Source organism: Streptococcus oralis subsp. dentisani (assembly GCF_007475365.1).
Classification (GTDB): domain Bacteria; phylum Bacillota; class Bacilli; order Lactobacillales; family Streptococcaceae; genus Streptococcus; species Streptococcus mitis_AX.
This window is the reverse complement of the sequence record NZ_CP034442.1, coordinates 220,169-237,352: the sequence shown is the minus strand read 5'-3', so window position 1 is coordinate 237,352 and position 17,184 is coordinate 220,169. Positions and strand designations below refer to the sequence as shown.

Sequence of the window (17,184 nt, the reverse complement as noted above, 5' to 3'; positions counted from 1 at the left end):
ACGTTCTCCTTATTTTACCAAGTAGTCTTTCATCTCTTCCAGAGAAACTGGGTGAATGGTCGCTGAACCAAGCTCTGGTACCAAGACCAATTTCAAGGTATTCCCACGCGCCTTCTTGTCATGAGTAAGAGCTTGATAAAGGTTGTCTACATCCCAGTTTTCGTACTCAACAGGCAAACCAAACTTCTGGCACATATCTTTGATAGATTGGGTCATTCCTTCTGGCATAAGGCCTTTTTTCTCAGCAACCTTGGAAATCTGCACCATTCCCATGGCCACAGCCTCACCATGCATAACCTTGCCATAACCGGCAGTCGCTTCGATAGCATGACCAATAGTGTGCCCAAAATTTAGGTAAAGGCGAACACCATTGTCCAACTCATCCTCAACCACCATCTTGCGCTTAACTTGACAAGAATGTTCAATCAAAGTCTCTGCATGTTCCAGAATGCTCTCTACAGAACCATCTAGCTCCGTCAAGAGAGCCCACAGTTTTGGATCCTCAATCAAGCCGTACTTGATAACCTCACCCATCCCTTCAATCAACTCTCTTTTTCCGAGTGTTTCAAGGACAAGCGGGTCAATCAGAACCCCATCTGGTTGGGCAAAAGTCCCCACCATATTCTTAGCAAATGGAGTGTTAACGCCTGTCTTACCACCGATAGAAGAATCAACCTGAGCTGTCAGACTGGTCGGTATCTGAACAAAGTGAATGCCCCGCATATAGGTAGAGGCTACGAAACCAGCCAGGTCCCCAACAACACCACCGCCAAGAGCCACAATCCCATCGCTACGAGTCAGTCCTTGCTTGACTAGGAATTCATAGACTTTCTGAACAGTTGTTAAATTCTTTCTTTCTTCGCCTTCTAAGAAATCAAAAACGGCTACCTGAAAACCAGCATCTTCTAGGCTGAGCTTGACCTTCTCTGCATAGAGAGAAGCTACATGGTTATCTGTCACAATGACTACTTTTTGTGGTTGCCAAAGTTCTCGCAACCATTGACCAGCCTGGGCCAGACAACCTTTTTCAATCTGAATATCATAAGGATGATGCGGAATATCGATTCTGATTTTCATAGTAGGGTCTCCTTTTTTATTGGTATTTTTCTGTTAAGGACTGCCAAATCTGATCTGTCGGCATTTCTTTACCTGTCCACAGTTGAAAAGCTTCAGCAGCCTGATAGAGCAACATTCCCAGACCATTGACAGCTGGATTGCCCTGACTTCTAGCCCATTTCAAAAATGGCGTCTCAAAGGGTTGGTAAATGATATCTGCAACCAAGAGATTCTCTGGTAAATTGATGCTTTCTGGAACTGGGAACGACTGGCCATCCATCCCAACACTAGTAGCATTGACTAATAAGTCCGACTCGGCAATCCTTGCTTGCAGTTTAGAAACATCTTCTAAAGCATACAAGTCCACTTTAAAGCCTGTTTGCTTCTGTAACTTGTCCAGATAAGGTCTTGTTTTTTCCATGGAAACTGAACGAACAAAGACTGAAATCTGACTGGCGCCATCCAAAATAGCCTGAGCCAAAATGGACTTAGCCGCACCACCTGCTCCCAGAATGGTCATTTTCTTATCCGAGATTGCAAAAGAAGGCAAGCTCTTAAAAAATCCCTTGCCATCTGTATTATATCCAATTAACGTTCCGTCTTGATTAACAACTGTGTTGACCGCCCCAATCAAACGAGCCTCATCACTCAACTCATCCAGATAAGGAATCACTTGCTCCTTGTAAGGCATGGACAGGTTGATGCCAAACATCTGATAACGGCGAATATTGGCGATTGTTTCTGCCAGATCACCCGCTTCAATCTCCCAAGCTACATAGACACCATTGGCAGCTGTCGCCTCAAAGGCCTTATTATGGATGAAGGGTGAAATAGAGTGTTTGATGGGATTTGCAACAACAGCTGCCATACGTGTATAGCCATCAAGCCTCATCCAAAATCTCCCTGATTTTTTTCATACTTGATAGGGAAATCTGACCCGGCGCACTGACTGCATCCATACTAGCAAAAGACCAGCTGGAACCTGTTACATCTGAAGTGATACGAGAAACCTTGCCAATTTTCCCCATGGAAATAGTCACGTACTCTTGCTCAGGATTGAGTGTCTTGAAACCTCGCGTATAGTTCATCAGATCCAAAACATCCTGAGCTGTATTTGCCATTACCGATACCTTCACTACTTTTGGAGTCAAGCTGGTCAATTCAGACAAGATTTCCATCATGTTTTCAGGTGTTTCTTGGAAATTGTGATAACTCAAGACCAGATTTGGAAAATCCAACATCTCCTCAAAAACATCCTTGTGGCTGAAATACTCAAAATCCACATAGTCTGGTTGGTAGAGTTGGGTCACTTCCTTGATGATTTGAACATACTCTTCTGAGGAAAGTTCAATTTCTCCTCCCTCAGCGCGAGTCCGAAGGGTAAAGACCAGTTCGCGTCCTGCAAATTTTTCAAAGATAGCAGGTGCTACCTGTAAAATAGCGTCCTTTGCAAGAAAGTCCGCACGCCACTCAATGATATCGGCATCTTCATACCTAGTGGCATCTAGTTCTTGCGCTTCTTCTAAACTTCTTGGCATTACTGAAACGACTAATTTCATTTAGTTACCTTCATGCTAATCACCTTAAGGTAATTACTGCTTTCATCTTTTTTATTATAGGCAAAGTCTGCTGGAAGTCCGTATTTGTTTAAGACTTGATACCTTCTTCCTGCAAAACCTTTATCAATTTGTTCTGTAAATTTCTGACGGGAAACATTGGCAGCATTGGTACTGGCAATGATAATGCCTCCCGGATTTAAAATCTCTAGACTTTGGGAAATCAGCTTGTGATAGTCCTTAGCTACAGAAAAAGTTTGTTTTTTATTGCGAGCAAAGCTAGGCGGATCCAGGACAATCACATCGTAAGTCAAGCCTTTTCGCTTGGCATACTTGAAATACTCAAAAACGTCCATAACGATAAAACGATGGTTGTCTGTGCTAAGTCCATTTGCCTGAAAATGAGCTTCTGACAGCTCTCTCGACCGTTTTGCCAAGTCGACAGAAGTCGTCTCACTCGCGCCTCCCATAGCTGCAGCAACTGAAAAGGCAGCTGTATAGGAAAACATATTGAGCAAGGATTTACCCAGGGCTAAACCATCTACCAAACTCCCACGAACCTCGTGCTGATCTAGGAAAATACCTGTCATCAAACCATCATTCATAAAGACCTGATAGAGTACGCCATTCTCAAGAACAGTAAAGTAGTCTGGCGCTTTCTCACCATAAACATGAGCAGACTCGTAATCTAGACCTTTAAAACGAATCTTTTCATAGGCTCCCAAAACTTCAGGAAAGACTTCCTTGAAAGCCTTTATAATCAACTTACGAATCTGATAAACATAAAAGTTGTACCAAGAAAAAACCACATAATCTCCGTAAAGATCAATAGTCAGACCACCAAAACCATCCCCCTCTTGATTAAAGAGACGAAAGGCAGTTGTCAAGTCATCCTGATAATAAGAATTTCTAGCTTCCTTAGCCTTACGAAACAGAGCTTCAAAGAAGGTTTGGTTGAAACCAACCTTTTCCTTGCTGATGAACCAGCCAATGCCCTTGTTCTGCTGAGAAAGATAGGCACTCCCTAAAAACTTCCCTTCTTGAGTAAGAACTTCTACTTCCTGATCCGTCAGATCAATATCTGTTAAATCGCTTGCTTCCAAAAGAACTAGACCCTTAGCTAGCTTTTTTTCAACACGTCTGCTGACCCTAATTCTATTCATAGCTACTATTATAGCAAATTTTGTGACAATTCTCAAAAAAGAAACCGCTTGTCCACTTTTACTTTAGTTTACTAAGTGTCAGTTTTGTTAAAAAAGTTTAATCATATTATTCTTTGTCCTAAGAACCCTTTTCCCAGCAATAGAGAGAGGGGGAGCAATCTCTAAAATAGACATTTATAGAAATGAGTATAGAATCTTGCGCAAACGTTTGCGTAGTTCTGGACTTTATGGTAGAATATAACACATCATTGATAAGTAAGAGGAAAAACAATGCAAAATCAGACACTTATGCAATACTTTGAGTGGTATCTGCCCCACGACGGACAACACTGGACACGATTGGCAGATGACGCAGAACATCTAGCAAACCTTGGTATCAGCCATGTCTGGATGCCACCTGCCTTCAAGGCAACCAACGAAAAAGATGTAGGCTATGGTGTTTACGATCTTTTTGACCTAGGTGAATTTCACCAAAAAGGGACTGTCCGCACCAAGTATGGGTTTAAAGAAGACTATCTTCAAACGATTCAGACTCTCAAGGAGCATGGAATCCAACCTATGGCTGATGTGGTGCTCAATCACAAGGCTGCAGCAGATAGATTAGAAGCCTTTCAAGTTATCGAAGTAGACCCTGATGACCGTACAGTTCAACTAAGCGAACCCTTTACTATCAACGGATGGACCCACTTCACTTTTGATGGACGTCAGAAAACCTATAATGACTTTGAATGGCACTGGTACCACTTTACAGGCACGGATTACGATGCTAAGCGCCGTAAGTCTGGCATTTACTTGATTCAAGGGGACAATAAAGGTTGGGCAAACGAAGAATTGGTTGATAACGAAAACGGCAACTACGACTATCTCATGTACGCTGACTTGGACTTTAAGCACCCTGAAGTCATCCAAAACATCTATGACTGGGCTGACTGGTTCATGGAAACGACTGGTGTGGCAGGATTCCGCTTGGATGCCGTTAAACACATTGACTCCTTCTTTATGTGCAATTTCATCCGTGATATGAAGGAAAAATACGGTGAGGATTTCTATGTTTTTGCGGAATTTTGGAATCCAGACAAGGAAGCCAATTTAGACTATCTTGAAAAAACAGAAGAACGCTTTGACCTTGTGGATGTTCGTCTTCACCAAAATCTCTTTGATGCTAGCCGAGCAGGTTCCAACTATGACCTTCGTGGCATTTTCATAGATAGCCTGGTTGAACTCAAACCTGACAAGGCTGTAACCTTTGTCGATAACCATGATACTCAAAGAGGACAAGCACTCGAATCAACTGTCGAAGAATGGTTTAAACCAGCAGCCTATGCGCTCATTCTTCTTCGTGAGCAAGGCCTTCCATGTGTGTTTTATGGAGACTATTACGGCATTTCAGGGAAATATGCTCAAAAAGATTTCAGAGAAGTTCTTGACCGTCTCCTAGCCATTCGAAAAGATTTGGCCTATGGAGAGCAAACAGACTACTTTGACGATGCCAACTGTATCGGATGGGTTCGTTCAGGCGCTGAAAATCAATCCCCAATCGCAGTCTTGATTTCAAATGACCAAGAAAGCAGCAAGTCTATGTTTGTTGGTCAAGAATGGGCTGACCAAACCTTTGTTGACCTCCTTGGAAATCACCAAGGACAAGTTACGATCAATACTGAAGGTTATGGGGAATTTCCAGTAGCGGCAGGTTCAGTCAGTGTCTGGGCAGTCAATCCTATCTAAAAACTAAGCCAAGTCCACTCGGATTTGGCTTCTTGTGTATGCAAAAAGATCTACCCAAGTGGATAGATCCTAAATGTTTTCTTACAATTTACCTGCTACTGCATCCAACAATTCTTGGATTTTCGCTTGGTTGCTTCCTCCTGCCATGGCCATGTCTGGTTTTCCACCACCACGTCCATCGACGATTGGAGCCAATTCTTTAACCAAGTTACCAGCGTGGATGTCTTTGGTCTTGCTTGCAACAAGGATGTTAACCTTGTCACCAATAGCTGCGACAAGAACAAGGACATCAGAGTAGTCTTTTTGTTTCCAGTTGTCCGCAAAGGTACGGAGGGCACCTGCATCAGATACAGAAACTTGGCTTGCAATGTAACGGTGGCCGTTAACTTCCTTCACGTCCTTGAAGACATCGCCTGCAGCTGCGGCTGCGGCTTTCTCCTTCAATTCTGCATTTTCTTTTTGTAATTGACGGAGTTGCTCTTGGAGTCCTTCAACCTTGTGAGGTACTTCCTTGAGTTGAGGTGCTTTAAGAGTTGCTGCAACAGCTTTAAGGGCATCTTCTTGTTCACGGTAGGCTTCAAAGGCTTCCTTACCAGTCACGGCCAAGATACGGCGAGTTCCTGAACCAATCCCTTCTTCCTTAACAATCTTGAAGAGTCCAATTTCAGAAGTGTTGCCAACGTGAGTACCACCACAAAGTTCCACAGAGTAGTCACCGATGGTTACAACGCGGACTTCCTTGCCGTATTTCTCACCAAAGAGAGCCATAGCTCCCATTTCTTTGGCTGTGTCAATATCAGTCTCAACAGTTTCCACTGCGATCGCTTCCCAGATTTTCTCATTGACTTGCTGTTCAATGGCACGAAGTTCTTCTGCCGTCACAGCTTGGAAGTGCGTAAAGTCAAAGCGGAGGAATTCGACTTCATTAAGTGAACCTGCTTGAGTTGCGTGGCTTCCAAGGATATTGTGAAGAGCTGCATGGAGCAAGTGAGTCGCCGTGTGGTTTTTCATGACACGAAGACGACGGTCAGTATCAATTGCCAAAGTATATTCTGCATTCAAAGTAAGCGGAGCATGAACTTCAACAGTATGAAGAGCTTGGCCGTTTGGTGCCTTTTGAACATCTGTCACAGTAGCCACGACGTTTCCTGCAGCGTCCAAGATTTGTCCGTGGTCAGCTACCTGTCCACCCATTTCAGCGTAGAATGGCGTTTCCGCAAAGATAAGAGAGGCAGTTCCTTCAGAAACAGCTTCTACTTCTGCATTGTCCGCTACGATTGCTACCAATTTAGAAGACAATTGTGATGCTTCATAGTTAAAGACACTCTCCACTGTGATATTTTGAAGGGTTTCATTTTGCATACCCATTGAGCCACCCTTGACAGCTGAAGCACGCGCACGTTCTTGCTGTTCTTTCATGGCTGCTTCAAAACCTTCACGGTCTATAGTCATACCCACTTCTTCAGCGATTTCTTCTGTCAACTCCACTGGAAATCCATAAGTATCGTAGAGTTTGAAGACATCTTGACCAGCAATAACCGTTTGACCTTTTTCTTTCAAGTCTGCTACGATGCTTTGAGCAAAGTGTTGACCTGAGTGAAGGGTACGAGCAAATGACTCTTCCTCGCTCTTAACGATTTTCTCGATAAAATCACGTTTTTCAAGCACTTCTGGATAGTAGCTTTCCATGATTTTTCCAACAGTTGGAACGAGTTTGTAAAGGAAAGGCTCATTGATACCCAATTTTTGACCATGCATGGAAGCACGACGGAGGAGACGACGAAGGACATAACCACGGCCTTCATTTCCTGGAAGGGCACCATCACCGATGGCAAATGAAAGAGAACGGATATGGTCAGCAATGACCTTGAAGCTCATGTTGTCGCCATCTTGGTCGTAGACCTTACCTGACAATTTCTCAACTTCACGGATAATCGGCATGAAGAGGTCCGTTTCAAAGTTGGTCTTAGCCCCTTGGATAACTGCCACCAAACGCTCTAAACCAGCACCCGTATCGATGTTCTTGTGTGGCAATTCCTTGTATTCGCTACGAGGAACAGCAGGGTCTGCATTAAATTGTGACAAAACGATGTTCCAGATTTCGATGTAACGGTCGTTTTCGATATCTTCTGCAAGAAGGCGAAGACCGATATTTTCTGGGTCAAAAGCTTCTCCACGGTCAAAGAAAATCTCTGTATCAGGTCCAGAAGGTCCCGCACCGATTTCCCAGAAGTTGTCCTCGATTGGAATCAAGTGACTTGGGTCTACTCCTACTTCAATCCAACGGTTGTAAGAATCCTTATCTTCTGGATAGTAGGTCATGTAGAGTTTTTCAGCAGGGAAATCAAACCATTCAGGGCTTGTCAAAAGCTCGTAAGCCCAAGTGATAGCCTCATCACGGAAATAATCCCCGATTGAGAAGTTCCCCAACATTTCAAACATGGTATGGTGACGTGCAGTCTTCCCTACGTTTTCAATATCGTTGGTACGGATGGCTTTTTGCGCATTGGTAATACGTGGATTTTCAGGAATGATGGTTCCGTCAAAATATTTCTTAAGGGTTGCTACCCCAGAGTTGATCCACAAAAGAGTTGGATCGTTTACTGGAACCAAACTCACTGATGGTTCTACAGAGTGGCCTTTGCTTGCCCAGAAATCAAGCCACATTTGGCGAACTTGAGCACTAGATAGTTGTTTCATAATATCTCCTTATTTACTTGTTTAATTTGATTGGCTTTCCAGCATTTCCACATAGTCAATTGCGACACAGAGGGAAATGACTAGGTCTGCATAAGAGTCTTCGTAGACGGTTACGTTGTAAGTTGATGTTAAATGGAAAATCTCTTTCCGAATCTCGGCGACAAGCTGATCTCGGTCATCCAGCAATTTGAAATTCAAATCCCAGATATTGCCCTCGATACGAAGTCCCAGATTATCAAACTCATACTTATCACGCCAGAAGGTCAACTTCTTACGAATGACGAAATTTGAACCGTTTCGTAACTGGATAGTAAAGCGAGGAAGCAAGGTGAAAAATTCTTTACTAATCTCACTGACTTGCTCACCATAGGCGTCATAGATGGTAAAGGTCTTAGGAATTTGGAAGAAAGATCCCTCCACCTGATAGTTCACTACTCCTCTATCATCCTTGATATCGAAGCGTTCGCCCCCAAGACGAAACTTTTGTTTCACGAGAAATGTCTTCATAAACACCTCCAAAAATCAAAAGACAAGCTCACATCACGAAGGGCGAAAAACCGCGGTACCACCTTCATTCAATGAACTTGTCATTCTCTTATTCTTATGCAATTGTGTGATTGAGTAGCATGACTTCCTAGCTTAGATGGCTCGCAGCACCGCCATTTCTCTGGACTAAGATGACTGAAAATCAATTCTCAACTTTCTTATTATATCGTTTTTTTAAGTTTGCGTCAACTGGAAAAACCGATAATAAACCATCACTCCTACTTCCGATACATTTTAAACTGTAGGAAGAGGTCGCTGTATTTTCCTGTCCATTTATGGTCAAACTTCTCATAAACTTCCAGGTTTTTCATGGTATCAGCGTCTGGATAGAAGGCCTTGTCTTCCTTGGTCTCCTCTGGAAGCAGTTCCTTGGCTGTGTTATTTGGTGTTGCATAGCCCACATACTCTGCATTTTTCAGAGCATTTTCAGGTTTCAACATAAAATTGATAAAGGCATAAGCTGCATCTTGGTTTTTCACGGTTTTTGGAATGACCATGTTATCAAACCAGAGATTGCTGGCCTCAGTCGGAACGACATACTTGAGGTTAGGATTTTTCTCCAACATCTGGCTGGCTTCCCCAGAGAAGGTCACCCCGATAGCAGCATTGTTCTGAATCATGTAACCCTTCATCTCGTCCGCCACAATAGCCTTGATATTTGGAGTAAGCTTATAAAGCTTATCTACTGTCTCTTCCAACTGCTGTGGATCCTTTGAGTTGAGGCTGTAACCGAGCGAGTTAAGTCCGAGTCCCAGCACCTCACGTGCTCCATCAAAGAGCATGATGGAATCCTTATACTCTGGCTTCCAGAGATCATCCCAATGCTCAGGAGCCTCATCTACCATGGTTTCGTTGTAGACAATTCCCAAGGTACCCCAGAAATAAGGAATGGAGAATTTATTGCCCGGATCAAAAGACTGGTTAAGGAACTCTGGTCCGATATTTTCGATTCCTTCAATTTTTGAATAATCAAGAGGAACCAAAAGGTCTTCGTCCTTCATCTTGTTGATCATGTACTCACTCGGAATGGCAATATCGTAGGTTGTCCCACCCTGCTTGATCTTGGTATACATGGCTTCGTTAGAGTCAAAGGTCTCGTACTGGACTTGAATCCCTGTTTCTTCTGTGAATTTCTCCAAGAGTTCGGGATCAATGTAGTCCCCCCAGTTGTAGATAACCAGTTTTTGACTATCTCGGCTATTGATTTTACTATCTAGATGATGAGAAATTCCCCACAAAACGAGGATAATGGCTGCAATTCCTGCTAAAAATGAATAGAGTTTTTTCATGCTTGCTCCTCCTTCTCACGTGAGATAAAGTAATAACCTACAACTAGGATAATACTAAAGAGAAAGACGAGTGCAGACAGGGCATTGATCTCTAACGAAATCCCCTTGCGAGCGCGAGAGTAAATCTCGACTGACAGGGTTGAAAAGCCATTTCCCGTTACAAAGAAGGTCACGGCAAAGTCATCCAGCGAATAGGTAAAGGCCATGAAATAACCTGCGATGATAGACGGTGTTAGATATGGCAACATAATTTCCTTGAACATCTGAAACTGGCTGGCACCAAGGTCATAAGCCGCGTGGATCATATCTCCGTTCATTTCCTTGAGACGAGGCAAGACCATCAAGACCACAATTGGGATGGAGAAGGCCACGTGACTGGAAAGAACTGTCAGAAAACCAAGTGAAAACTTAAGCTGTGTAAAGAGAATCAAGAAGCTGGCACCAATCATAACATCAGGAGCAACCATGAGGATATTATTAAGTGATAGAAAGGCTTCTTGGTATTTCTTACGAGACTGATAGATGTAGATGGCTCCAAAAGTTCCAATCACTGTCGCAATCAAGGCTGATAGAAAGGCCAAGAAGAAGGTTTGGGTGAGGATCAACATGAGACGACCGTCACCAAACATGGTTTTAAAATGGCTCAAGCTAAAACCAGTAAAGCTGTTCATATCATCACCAGCATTAAAGGCATAGCCAATCAAGTAAAAAATTGGCAAATATAGGATGATAAAAACAAAGGCTAGGTAGAGATTGGCAAATTTTTTCATCGTTCTCTCCTTTCCTTGGTCACCCACATGGTGAGAAACATGGTCAGGATAAGAATCACACCGATGGTTGAACCCATACCGTAGTTGTCATTGGTCAGGAAGTTCTGCTCAATGGCTGTCCCCAAGGTGATGACACGATTTCCACCAATCAAACGTGTCAGCATGAAGAGGCTCAAGCTGGGGATAAAGACAGACTGAACCCCACTTCGCACACCATTCATAGATAGAGGGAAGATGACATGGCGGAAGGTTTCCCACTTGGTTGCACCGAGATCATAGCTGGCATTGATAAGATTGTTATCCATATCATCCAAGACATTGAAGATTGGCAAAATCATAAATGGAAGCTCGATGTAGCTTGCGACAAAAATAAAGGAGAAATCCGTAAAGAGCAACTGTTGCGAACCGATTCCGATGAATTCCAAGAATTGGTTAATAGAGCCATTTTGACCAAAAATCCCGATAAAGGCATAGGCCTTAAGGAGCAGGTTAATCCATGTCGGTAGGATAATCAGCATGAGCCAGAGTTGACGGTGCTTAAGACGGGTCAAAAAGAGGGCTGTCGGATAACTGATGAGCAGTGTTACCAAGGTCACAATTCCTGCATAAAGCACAGAGTTGAAGCTCATTTTGAGATAGGTCAAGTTTTGTGACGCAAAGTAGGATTTATAATTTTCTAAACTAAACTGCCCTTCAATGTTGAAAAAGGATTGTCCAAAAATCAAGACCAAGGGTGCGAGAACAAAGAGGGCAATCCAAAGCATGTAGGGCACTACAAAGAGTTTAGAGGTTGTTTTCTTCATCTCTTTCCTCCTCGATCGCGTTAATCAGACCTGCTTCTTGCTCTTCGATTTCTACGTACTCCTCGATACGAGCATCGAATTCTTCTTCGGTTTCGTTGAGACGCATGATGTGGATATCTTCTGGTTCAAAGTCCAGACCAATTTCCTCACCCACAATGGCCTTACGAGTCGAGTGAATCATCCATTCATTTCCGAGTTCGTCATAGGCGATGATCTCATAGTGAACTCCACGGAAAAGCTGGGTATCAACCTTGACTTGGAGCTTGCCTTCTTCAGGAAGGGTAATGCGCAAGTCCTCTGGACGAATGACAACCTCAACAGGTTCATTTGGCTTCATCCCTCCATCAACCGCTTCAAAGCGTTTGCCATTGAACTCGACCAAGTAGTCCTCAATCATGGTTCCTGGCAAGATGTTGGACTCGCCGATAAAGGTGGCAACAAAGTGGTTAATCGGTTCATCGTAGATATCCACAGGCGTTCCCGACTGGACAATCTCGCCATCGTTCATAACAAAAATCCAGTCACTCATGGCGAGAGCTTCTTCCTGATCGTGAGTGACAAAGACAAAGGTAATCCCCAATCGTTGTTGCAATTCACGCAGTTCGTACTGCATGTCTGTTCGCAATTTCAAGTCCAGCGCTGACAAGGGCTCATCCAACAAAACCACACGAGGTTGGTTGATAATGGCACGGGCAATGGCTACACGCTGACGTTGTCCTCCAGAGAGTTTACGGATGGAACGTTTTTCATACCCTTCCAACTGAACCATCTTGAGAACTTCCGCTACGCGTTGTTCGATTTCTTTCTTGTCGATTTTACGCAAGCGGAGCGGGAAGGCAACATTTTCAAACACATTCATATGTGGAAATAAGGCATAGGATTGAAAGACGGTATGAACGTCTCGCTTGTTGGTTGGGATATCATTGATCCGCACCCCATCCAGTAAAATATCCCCTGTCGTCGCATCCAGTAAACCTGCAATGATATTCAGAATGGTTGATTTCCCCGAACCTGATGCGCCTAGTAGGGTATAGAACTTTCCTTCTTCCAACTCAAAGTTAATGTCTTTGAGAACCTTGGTGTTGCTGTCTTCAAAAACTTTAGAGACGTTTTTGAATTCAATAATTGGTTTTTTCAATTGGCATAAATTCCTTCTTTTTCATAAATTAACAGATCAGGGCTCTGTCAGGCCGCTACTACCTCTTGCAGGGAGTAAAACCACCTGCATACATCTTCGCTACCGATAGGCTTTCACCCCCTTTCCATTGACATAGCAGCAGCTATTCTGGCGAAACCTTATTCCTTCTCACCCAAGATTCGAACCTCTCTCTCAAGGGTGACACCTGAGTGTTCCTTGACTTTTTCAATAACAGATTGGATCAAGTCCTCGTAGTCTTTCGCCGTTCCGTCAGCAACATTGATCATGAAACCAGCATGCTTTTCAGATACTTCAACACCACCGATACGATAGCCTTTCAAGCCAGCCTCTGAAATTAACTGTCCTGCAAAATGCCCCACTGGACGCTTAAAGACCGAACCACAAGATGGGTATTCTAGAGGTTGTTTGAGTTCACGTAGGTGCGTCAAGCGATCCATTTCCTGCTTGATGACCTGGTGATTTCCTGGAGCAAGAGCAAATTTAGCCGACAAGACAATGGCCCCAGAATCCTGAATAGCTGAATGGCGGTAACCAAAAGCCAAATCCTTGGCAGATAAGGTCTCGATTTTCCCTTCCTTGGTCAAAATCTTACAAGACTGCAAAATGTGAGCAATCTCTCCCCCGTAGGCACCCGCATTCATAAAGACAGCACCTCCGATGCTCCCTGGAATGCCGCAAGCAAACTCAAAACCAGTCAAACTATGACGAAGGGCAATACGTGTTGTCTCGATCAAATTAGCACCCGCTTCTGCCTCAATGGTATAACCATCAACTGAAACGTTATTAAGCTTATCACACAAGATGACAAAACCACGGATTCCACCTTCACGAACAATGATATTGCTGGCATTTCCTAGCACCATCCAAGGAATATTCTCCTGATTGGCAAATTGGACGACACGCACCATCTCATAGCGATTGCGTGGCAAAACTAGGTAATCCGCTCGACCTCCTACCTTGGTATAGGTATAGGTCTTCAAGGGTTCCTTGAAACGAATATCGATTCCTTCTAATTGTTCTTGTATTTTAGTTACTAATGTCATGTCTCTCATCCTTTTATAGAGTGATTTCATTATACCATTTTTAAGGACTTTTGACGACCTCAAATTACTATTGATAATTCAACTTATGTTTTTCAAATGATGGATTCAGATGTTGACGTGAATGGGAGGCAATAGAAAAACACCCCAAAAGTTAGATGAATGATATCTATCTTTCAGGATGCTGTTTTAAAAAATTTTTTTATATTGAATCTGTCTGCACTTGAAGCAATCAATAAGACCCTTCTAAAGCAAATGCTGAGATGGATGCTAATCGAGTGGGGACTTTTTCCAGCTTTGGCGGTAAAATTTAGGACTCACAGAGAAAAAATGCTTAAAAGCTTTTGAAAAGACTAGCTGATCCTGATAGCCGACTTCCAAGGTAATTTCTTTTATAGATAGATTGGTGTCAGTTAAGAGTGTTCTTGCCTTTAGCAGGCGTGTTTCAAGGAGAAATTGCTGAGGAGATTTATGGTAAAGTTTCTTAAACTGACGAAACAAGGTACTACGACTCAATCCGACCTGGGATGCCAAGTCTTGAATGGAGATGTCTTGTTGGTACTGATGTAGCAAAATTTGCGCAGCTTTTTCAACAGGGTGTTGAGTGACATTCAGAGGTATTTCTGCTGGAAATTCTTCCTGCAGGTAGTAAAGGAAGGTATAAATTTGCATCTGGTACCAGCTTTCTTTTTGCCTACTTTCTGCAGTTTTGTGACATATATCTTGAATAATTTCCCTGCTTTGAAAATAACTATCGAAATGGCAAACAGACTCATAAAAAACTTGTGTGTTTTGGAGATAGTCGCTTAATTTGTCTCCAGAAAATCCCAGCCAGTAGCTTGTCCAAGGATCTTCTTGATTTGCCCAATAACGCACTTTTTGGCCTTTTCTTAGGATAAAACCATCATTTTTCTCCAAAGAGTAAGTCTGCCCATCAACTTGCAGATACCCTTTCCCCTCACAAATCCAGTGGATGACAAAATCCTGAAAAACAGTATAGTCATAAAACGGAAAGCTAGAATAATCATCAATCCCACATTCTTCAAGGTAAAATTCCTTAGATGTTTCTTTAAAATAGTGCCATAGTTTCATAAATACTTCCTCCTTGCAACATAAGTGCATATTTCTTCATCATGAACTCCTAGAAAAGGGACAAACTCTGGTTTATAATGAGGCAAGAAAGGAGAACAAATGAAAAAATCGTATCAATCTAGTATGGTAGGGCTCAACCTCAGTAATCAAATTGTTTCCATCACCATAACAGGTGACTTCATGATTCTTTTTATGAGTCAGATTTTAAGTTTTAGTGATTTGCAAAATAGCTGGCTTATCACAATGCTACCGATTATAGCCCTTGTCCGCATTCCCTTGTCTTATCTGATGCGAAGGAAAAATCTCCTTGACCTGATGCGGTGGAGTATACTGTCTAAGCTGTGTTTGCTAGGGATATTAGTAGTGATTCCCTACGAAAGTGTGACTTTTTCTATCTATGCTCTTTTTCTGATTCTATATCAGATAGCCGTGGAGTTGGGCTTTGGTCTGGCTTGGAATCCCTTAATATTATTATTAACAGAAGAGAAAGTCCGCGCAAAATTTCTCAGTTACTTAGGTTTGTTTCAGCTGGTCACGAGCTTTTATACCCTTCTTATTTCCTTTTTCATCGGAAAAGAGTTGACTGCACTTCATTATCGTTGGTTACTGGTGATTGCTCTTGCTAGTCTGTTCATGCAGTTTATCCTTTTGAAACAGTTACAAACAGACTATAGCTTGTTTCAAAATCATCAAGTAACAAGGCGGATGGATTGGCAGGTTTTGAAAAAACAGCTCTGGCACCATGTCCGTATCCTACTTTTGGATAGTTTGATTTTATATGTGACCTTAACAATGAATGTCCTCTATATGGTACAGGTATTGCACCTCTCCGCCAACCTCGTTTCTCTATATTCGAGTATGAGTTTGCTGGGGAACGTCCTAGCCTTTGCTCTTGCAGGTCCTTGCTTTGAAAAAAGACGTTCTACGTTTTTCACAATCTTACTGGTAGTAACGGGATGCGAGATTCTTTTGATCTTCTTTCTTCCCCACGATGCTGTATCCTATACAATCTTTTGGAGCATAGGTTGGGGGTTATTAAATGGGGCTGTGGGAGCTCTATGGGGACTCTACATTTCTCTAGTCAAACACCAAGCAGCAAGTCCTAGCCCCTTTACAATTTGGAATATTTATCAGGGGATTGCCTATCTTGTTAGCGTACTTGTCTTTTATCTCTCTGGTAACTTGGTGCACCTAGCTAGTTCCAGTTCAGGGCTGGATCCGTATCGTCTGGTCTTGATTGCCTGCCTAAGCATCTGCATCCTGGTTTGTTTACGGATGCTGTATAAAAGAAAAACAGGTCTCAAGTGACGATTGCCGCTTGAGCCTATTTTATCATCGTATGATAAACTCCGATTGTAGGATAATGGTTCGTTTTTCGTCAGAGAGAGCTTGTTTGAAACTTTCCTGACCGAGTTGGTAGGATTTGTTATCAATGGTAGGAATCCCCAGCACCTCTCCTGTCAGTTGCTTTTCTTGGCCAATCAGCAAAGGTAATTCAAGATTTTTCTCCTGATAATAGCGAACTACACCAGTTGCCACATCATCTCCGTTGCTGAAAATACAGTCTAAATCTTGCTCTAGTAGGCTATCCCCTTGCTCATAAGCATCCTCTCCCGTGGAAATACCATCCAAAATCAGAGGTTCTGTTTTTTCACCAAAAACTTCCTTGTAGGCTTCCATAGTGAGACGGTAGGTGGAACTTTTTAGGTCTTTTCGGGTAAATAGCAGAGCAATTTTACTTTTTCCCTGGTCTTTAATCCAGTTGAAGGCTGTCTTACAGGCATGGGTGCGGCTCACATAAACGCTACTCAGATTGGGGTTCTGCACTTCTTCACAGCAGACAATATTGCCATACTTAGCGTAGGAAGCAATGGTTTCTATGTCCACACTGCGAGAGGTGAAAATAAGACTGTCAAAGGCTCTTCCTCGAAGCTGCTCCAGATAATATTTTTCCAAGTCTATATCATAACGAGAAGGTAGAATGAGCAAGGTATAGTTATGATCCATAGCCGCATCCAAGAGCCCGTTAAGTAACTGACTAAAATAAGGGTGCAGGGTCGTGTGGGGAATAACTACACCGACCCGACGAGTCGAACCCGAACTTAACTCCTGAGCTAGAATGTTGGGGCGGTAGTCCAGTTCCTCCATGACTTGCAGGATTTTCTGACGAGCCTCCTCGGATACATGGGGATGGTTGTTGATGACGCGTGACACGCTAGAAACTGAGTAACCAGTCAGTTTGGCAATTTTTCGAATATTTGTCATTGTTTGCTTTCTATAGGAGG

15 protein-coding genes are annotated in these 17,184 nt (G+C 42.9%); 2 read left to right on the top strand and 13 right to left on the bottom strand.

Annotated features, from left to right (window positions below; all coding sequences use genetic code 11):
- Positions 1 to 9: 9 nt before the first annotated feature.
- From aroB to EJF26_RS01260, 4 genes are read right to left on the bottom strand one after another with little or no spacing between them, the layout of a single operon-like run.
- Complete coding sequence (gene aroB, locus EJF26_RS01275) at positions 10 to 1,077, bottom strand: 3-dehydroquinate synthase (RefSeq protein ID WP_000702143.1); 1,068 nt, start codon at positions 1,075 to 1,077, stop codon at positions 10 to 12.
- Between the two features lie 16 nt (positions 1,078 to 1,093).
- Positions 1,094 to 1,948 (bottom strand): shikimate dehydrogenase, encoded by an 855-nt coding sequence (locus tag EJF26_RS01270; protein ID WP_001234826.1) that lies wholly within the window; start codon positions 1,946 to 1,948, stop codon positions 1,094 to 1,096.
- A complete protein-coding gene (gene aroD, locus EJF26_RS01265) occupies positions 1,938 to 2,615 on the bottom strand; it encodes a type I 3-dehydroquinate dehydratase (protein WP_000780375.1) in 678 nt (225 codons plus the stop codon). Before aroD ends, EJF26_RS01270 begins: the two co-directional genes overlap by 11 nt.
- Positions 2,612 to 3,775 (bottom strand): class I SAM-dependent rRNA methyltransferase, encoded by a 1,164-nt coding sequence (locus tag EJF26_RS01260; RefSeq protein ID WP_001079985.1) that lies wholly within the window; start codon positions 3,773 to 3,775, stop codon positions 2,612 to 2,614. The genes aroD and EJF26_RS01260 overlap by 4 nt, the downstream gene beginning before the upstream one ends.
- A gap of 270 nt (positions 3,776 to 4,045) precedes the next feature.
- Between EJF26_RS01260 and EJF26_RS01255 the strand changes: the two genes are divergently transcribed.
- Positions 4,046 to 5,500: an alpha-amylase gene (locus EJF26_RS01255; protein ID WP_001181033.1), complete on the top strand. Its 1,455-nt coding sequence runs from the start codon at positions 4,046 to 4,048 to the stop codon at positions 5,498 to 5,500.
- 81 nt (positions 5,501 to 5,581) lie between these two features.
- Here the strand turns inward: EJF26_RS01255 and alaS are convergent, their stop codons facing one another.
- The 8 genes from alaS to EJF26_RS01215 all read right to left on the bottom strand — a co-directional run bounded on the left by alaS (position 5,582) and on the right by EJF26_RS01215 (position 14,899).
- Positions 5,582 to 8,200 (bottom strand): alanine--tRNA ligase, encoded by a 2,619-nt coding sequence (alaS, locus tag EJF26_RS01250; protein WP_000811717.1) that lies wholly within the window; start codon positions 8,198 to 8,200, stop codon positions 5,582 to 5,584.
- Between the two features lie 21 nt (positions 8,201 to 8,221).
- The gene (locus EJF26_RS01245) at positions 8,222 to 8,707 is read right to left on the bottom strand and encodes an LURP-one-related/scramblase family protein (protein ID WP_000847085.1); all 486 of its coding nucleotides are present in this window, start codon (positions 8,705 to 8,707) and stop codon (positions 8,222 to 8,224) included.
- A gap of 257 nt (positions 8,708 to 8,964) precedes the next feature.
- On the bottom strand, positions 8,965 to 10,035 hold the full coding sequence (locus tag EJF26_RS01240) for an ABC transporter substrate-binding protein (protein WP_000737942.1): 1,071 nt from the start codon (positions 10,033 to 10,035) through the stop codon (positions 8,965 to 8,967).
- Complete coding sequence (locus tag EJF26_RS01235) at positions 10,032 to 10,805, bottom strand: ABC transporter permease (protein WP_000712719.1); 774 nt, start codon at positions 10,803 to 10,805, stop codon at positions 10,032 to 10,034. Before EJF26_RS01235 ends, EJF26_RS01240 begins: the two co-directional genes overlap by 4 nt.
- Positions 10,802 to 11,608: an ABC transporter permease gene (locus tag EJF26_RS01230; protein WP_000754115.1), complete on the bottom strand. Its 807-nt coding sequence runs from the start codon at positions 11,606 to 11,608 to the stop codon at positions 10,802 to 10,804. Before EJF26_RS01230 ends, EJF26_RS01235 begins: the two co-directional genes overlap by 4 nt.
- Positions 11,589 to 12,746 (bottom strand): ABC transporter ATP-binding protein, encoded by a 1,158-nt coding sequence (locus tag EJF26_RS01225; RefSeq protein ID WP_000742901.1) that lies wholly within the window; start codon positions 12,744 to 12,746, stop codon positions 11,589 to 11,591. Before EJF26_RS01225 ends, EJF26_RS01230 begins: the two co-directional genes overlap by 20 nt.
- Positions 12,747 to 12,904: 158 nt before the next feature.
- On the bottom strand, positions 12,905 to 13,810 hold the full coding sequence (murB, locus tag EJF26_RS01220; protein ID WP_000177106.1) for a UDP-N-acetylmuramate dehydrogenase: 906 nt from the start codon (positions 13,808 to 13,810) through the stop codon (positions 12,905 to 12,907).
- Positions 13,811 to 14,077: 267 nt separating this feature from the next.
- Complete coding sequence (locus EJF26_RS01215) at positions 14,078 to 14,899, bottom strand: AraC family transcriptional regulator (RefSeq protein ID WP_000780492.1); 822 nt, start codon at positions 14,897 to 14,899, stop codon at positions 14,078 to 14,080.
- A gap of 99 nt (positions 14,900 to 14,998) precedes the next feature.
- Here EJF26_RS01215 and EJF26_RS01210 point away from each other — a divergent pair, with 99 nt between their 5' ends.
- Positions 14,999 to 16,207, top strand: coding sequence for an MFS transporter (locus EJF26_RS01210; RefSeq protein ID WP_000750388.1), 1,209 nt, complete (start codon positions 14,999 to 15,001; stop codon positions 16,205 to 16,207).
- Between the two features lie 24 nt (positions 16,208 to 16,231).
- Here EJF26_RS01210 and EJF26_RS01205 read toward each other — a convergent pair whose 3' ends face one another.
- On the bottom strand, positions 16,232 to 17,164 hold the full coding sequence (locus tag EJF26_RS01205) for a LacI family DNA-binding transcriptional regulator (protein WP_000182001.1): 933 nt from the start codon (positions 17,162 to 17,164) through the stop codon (positions 16,232 to 16,234).
- Between the last annotated feature and the right edge of the window lie 20 nt (positions 17,165 to 17,184).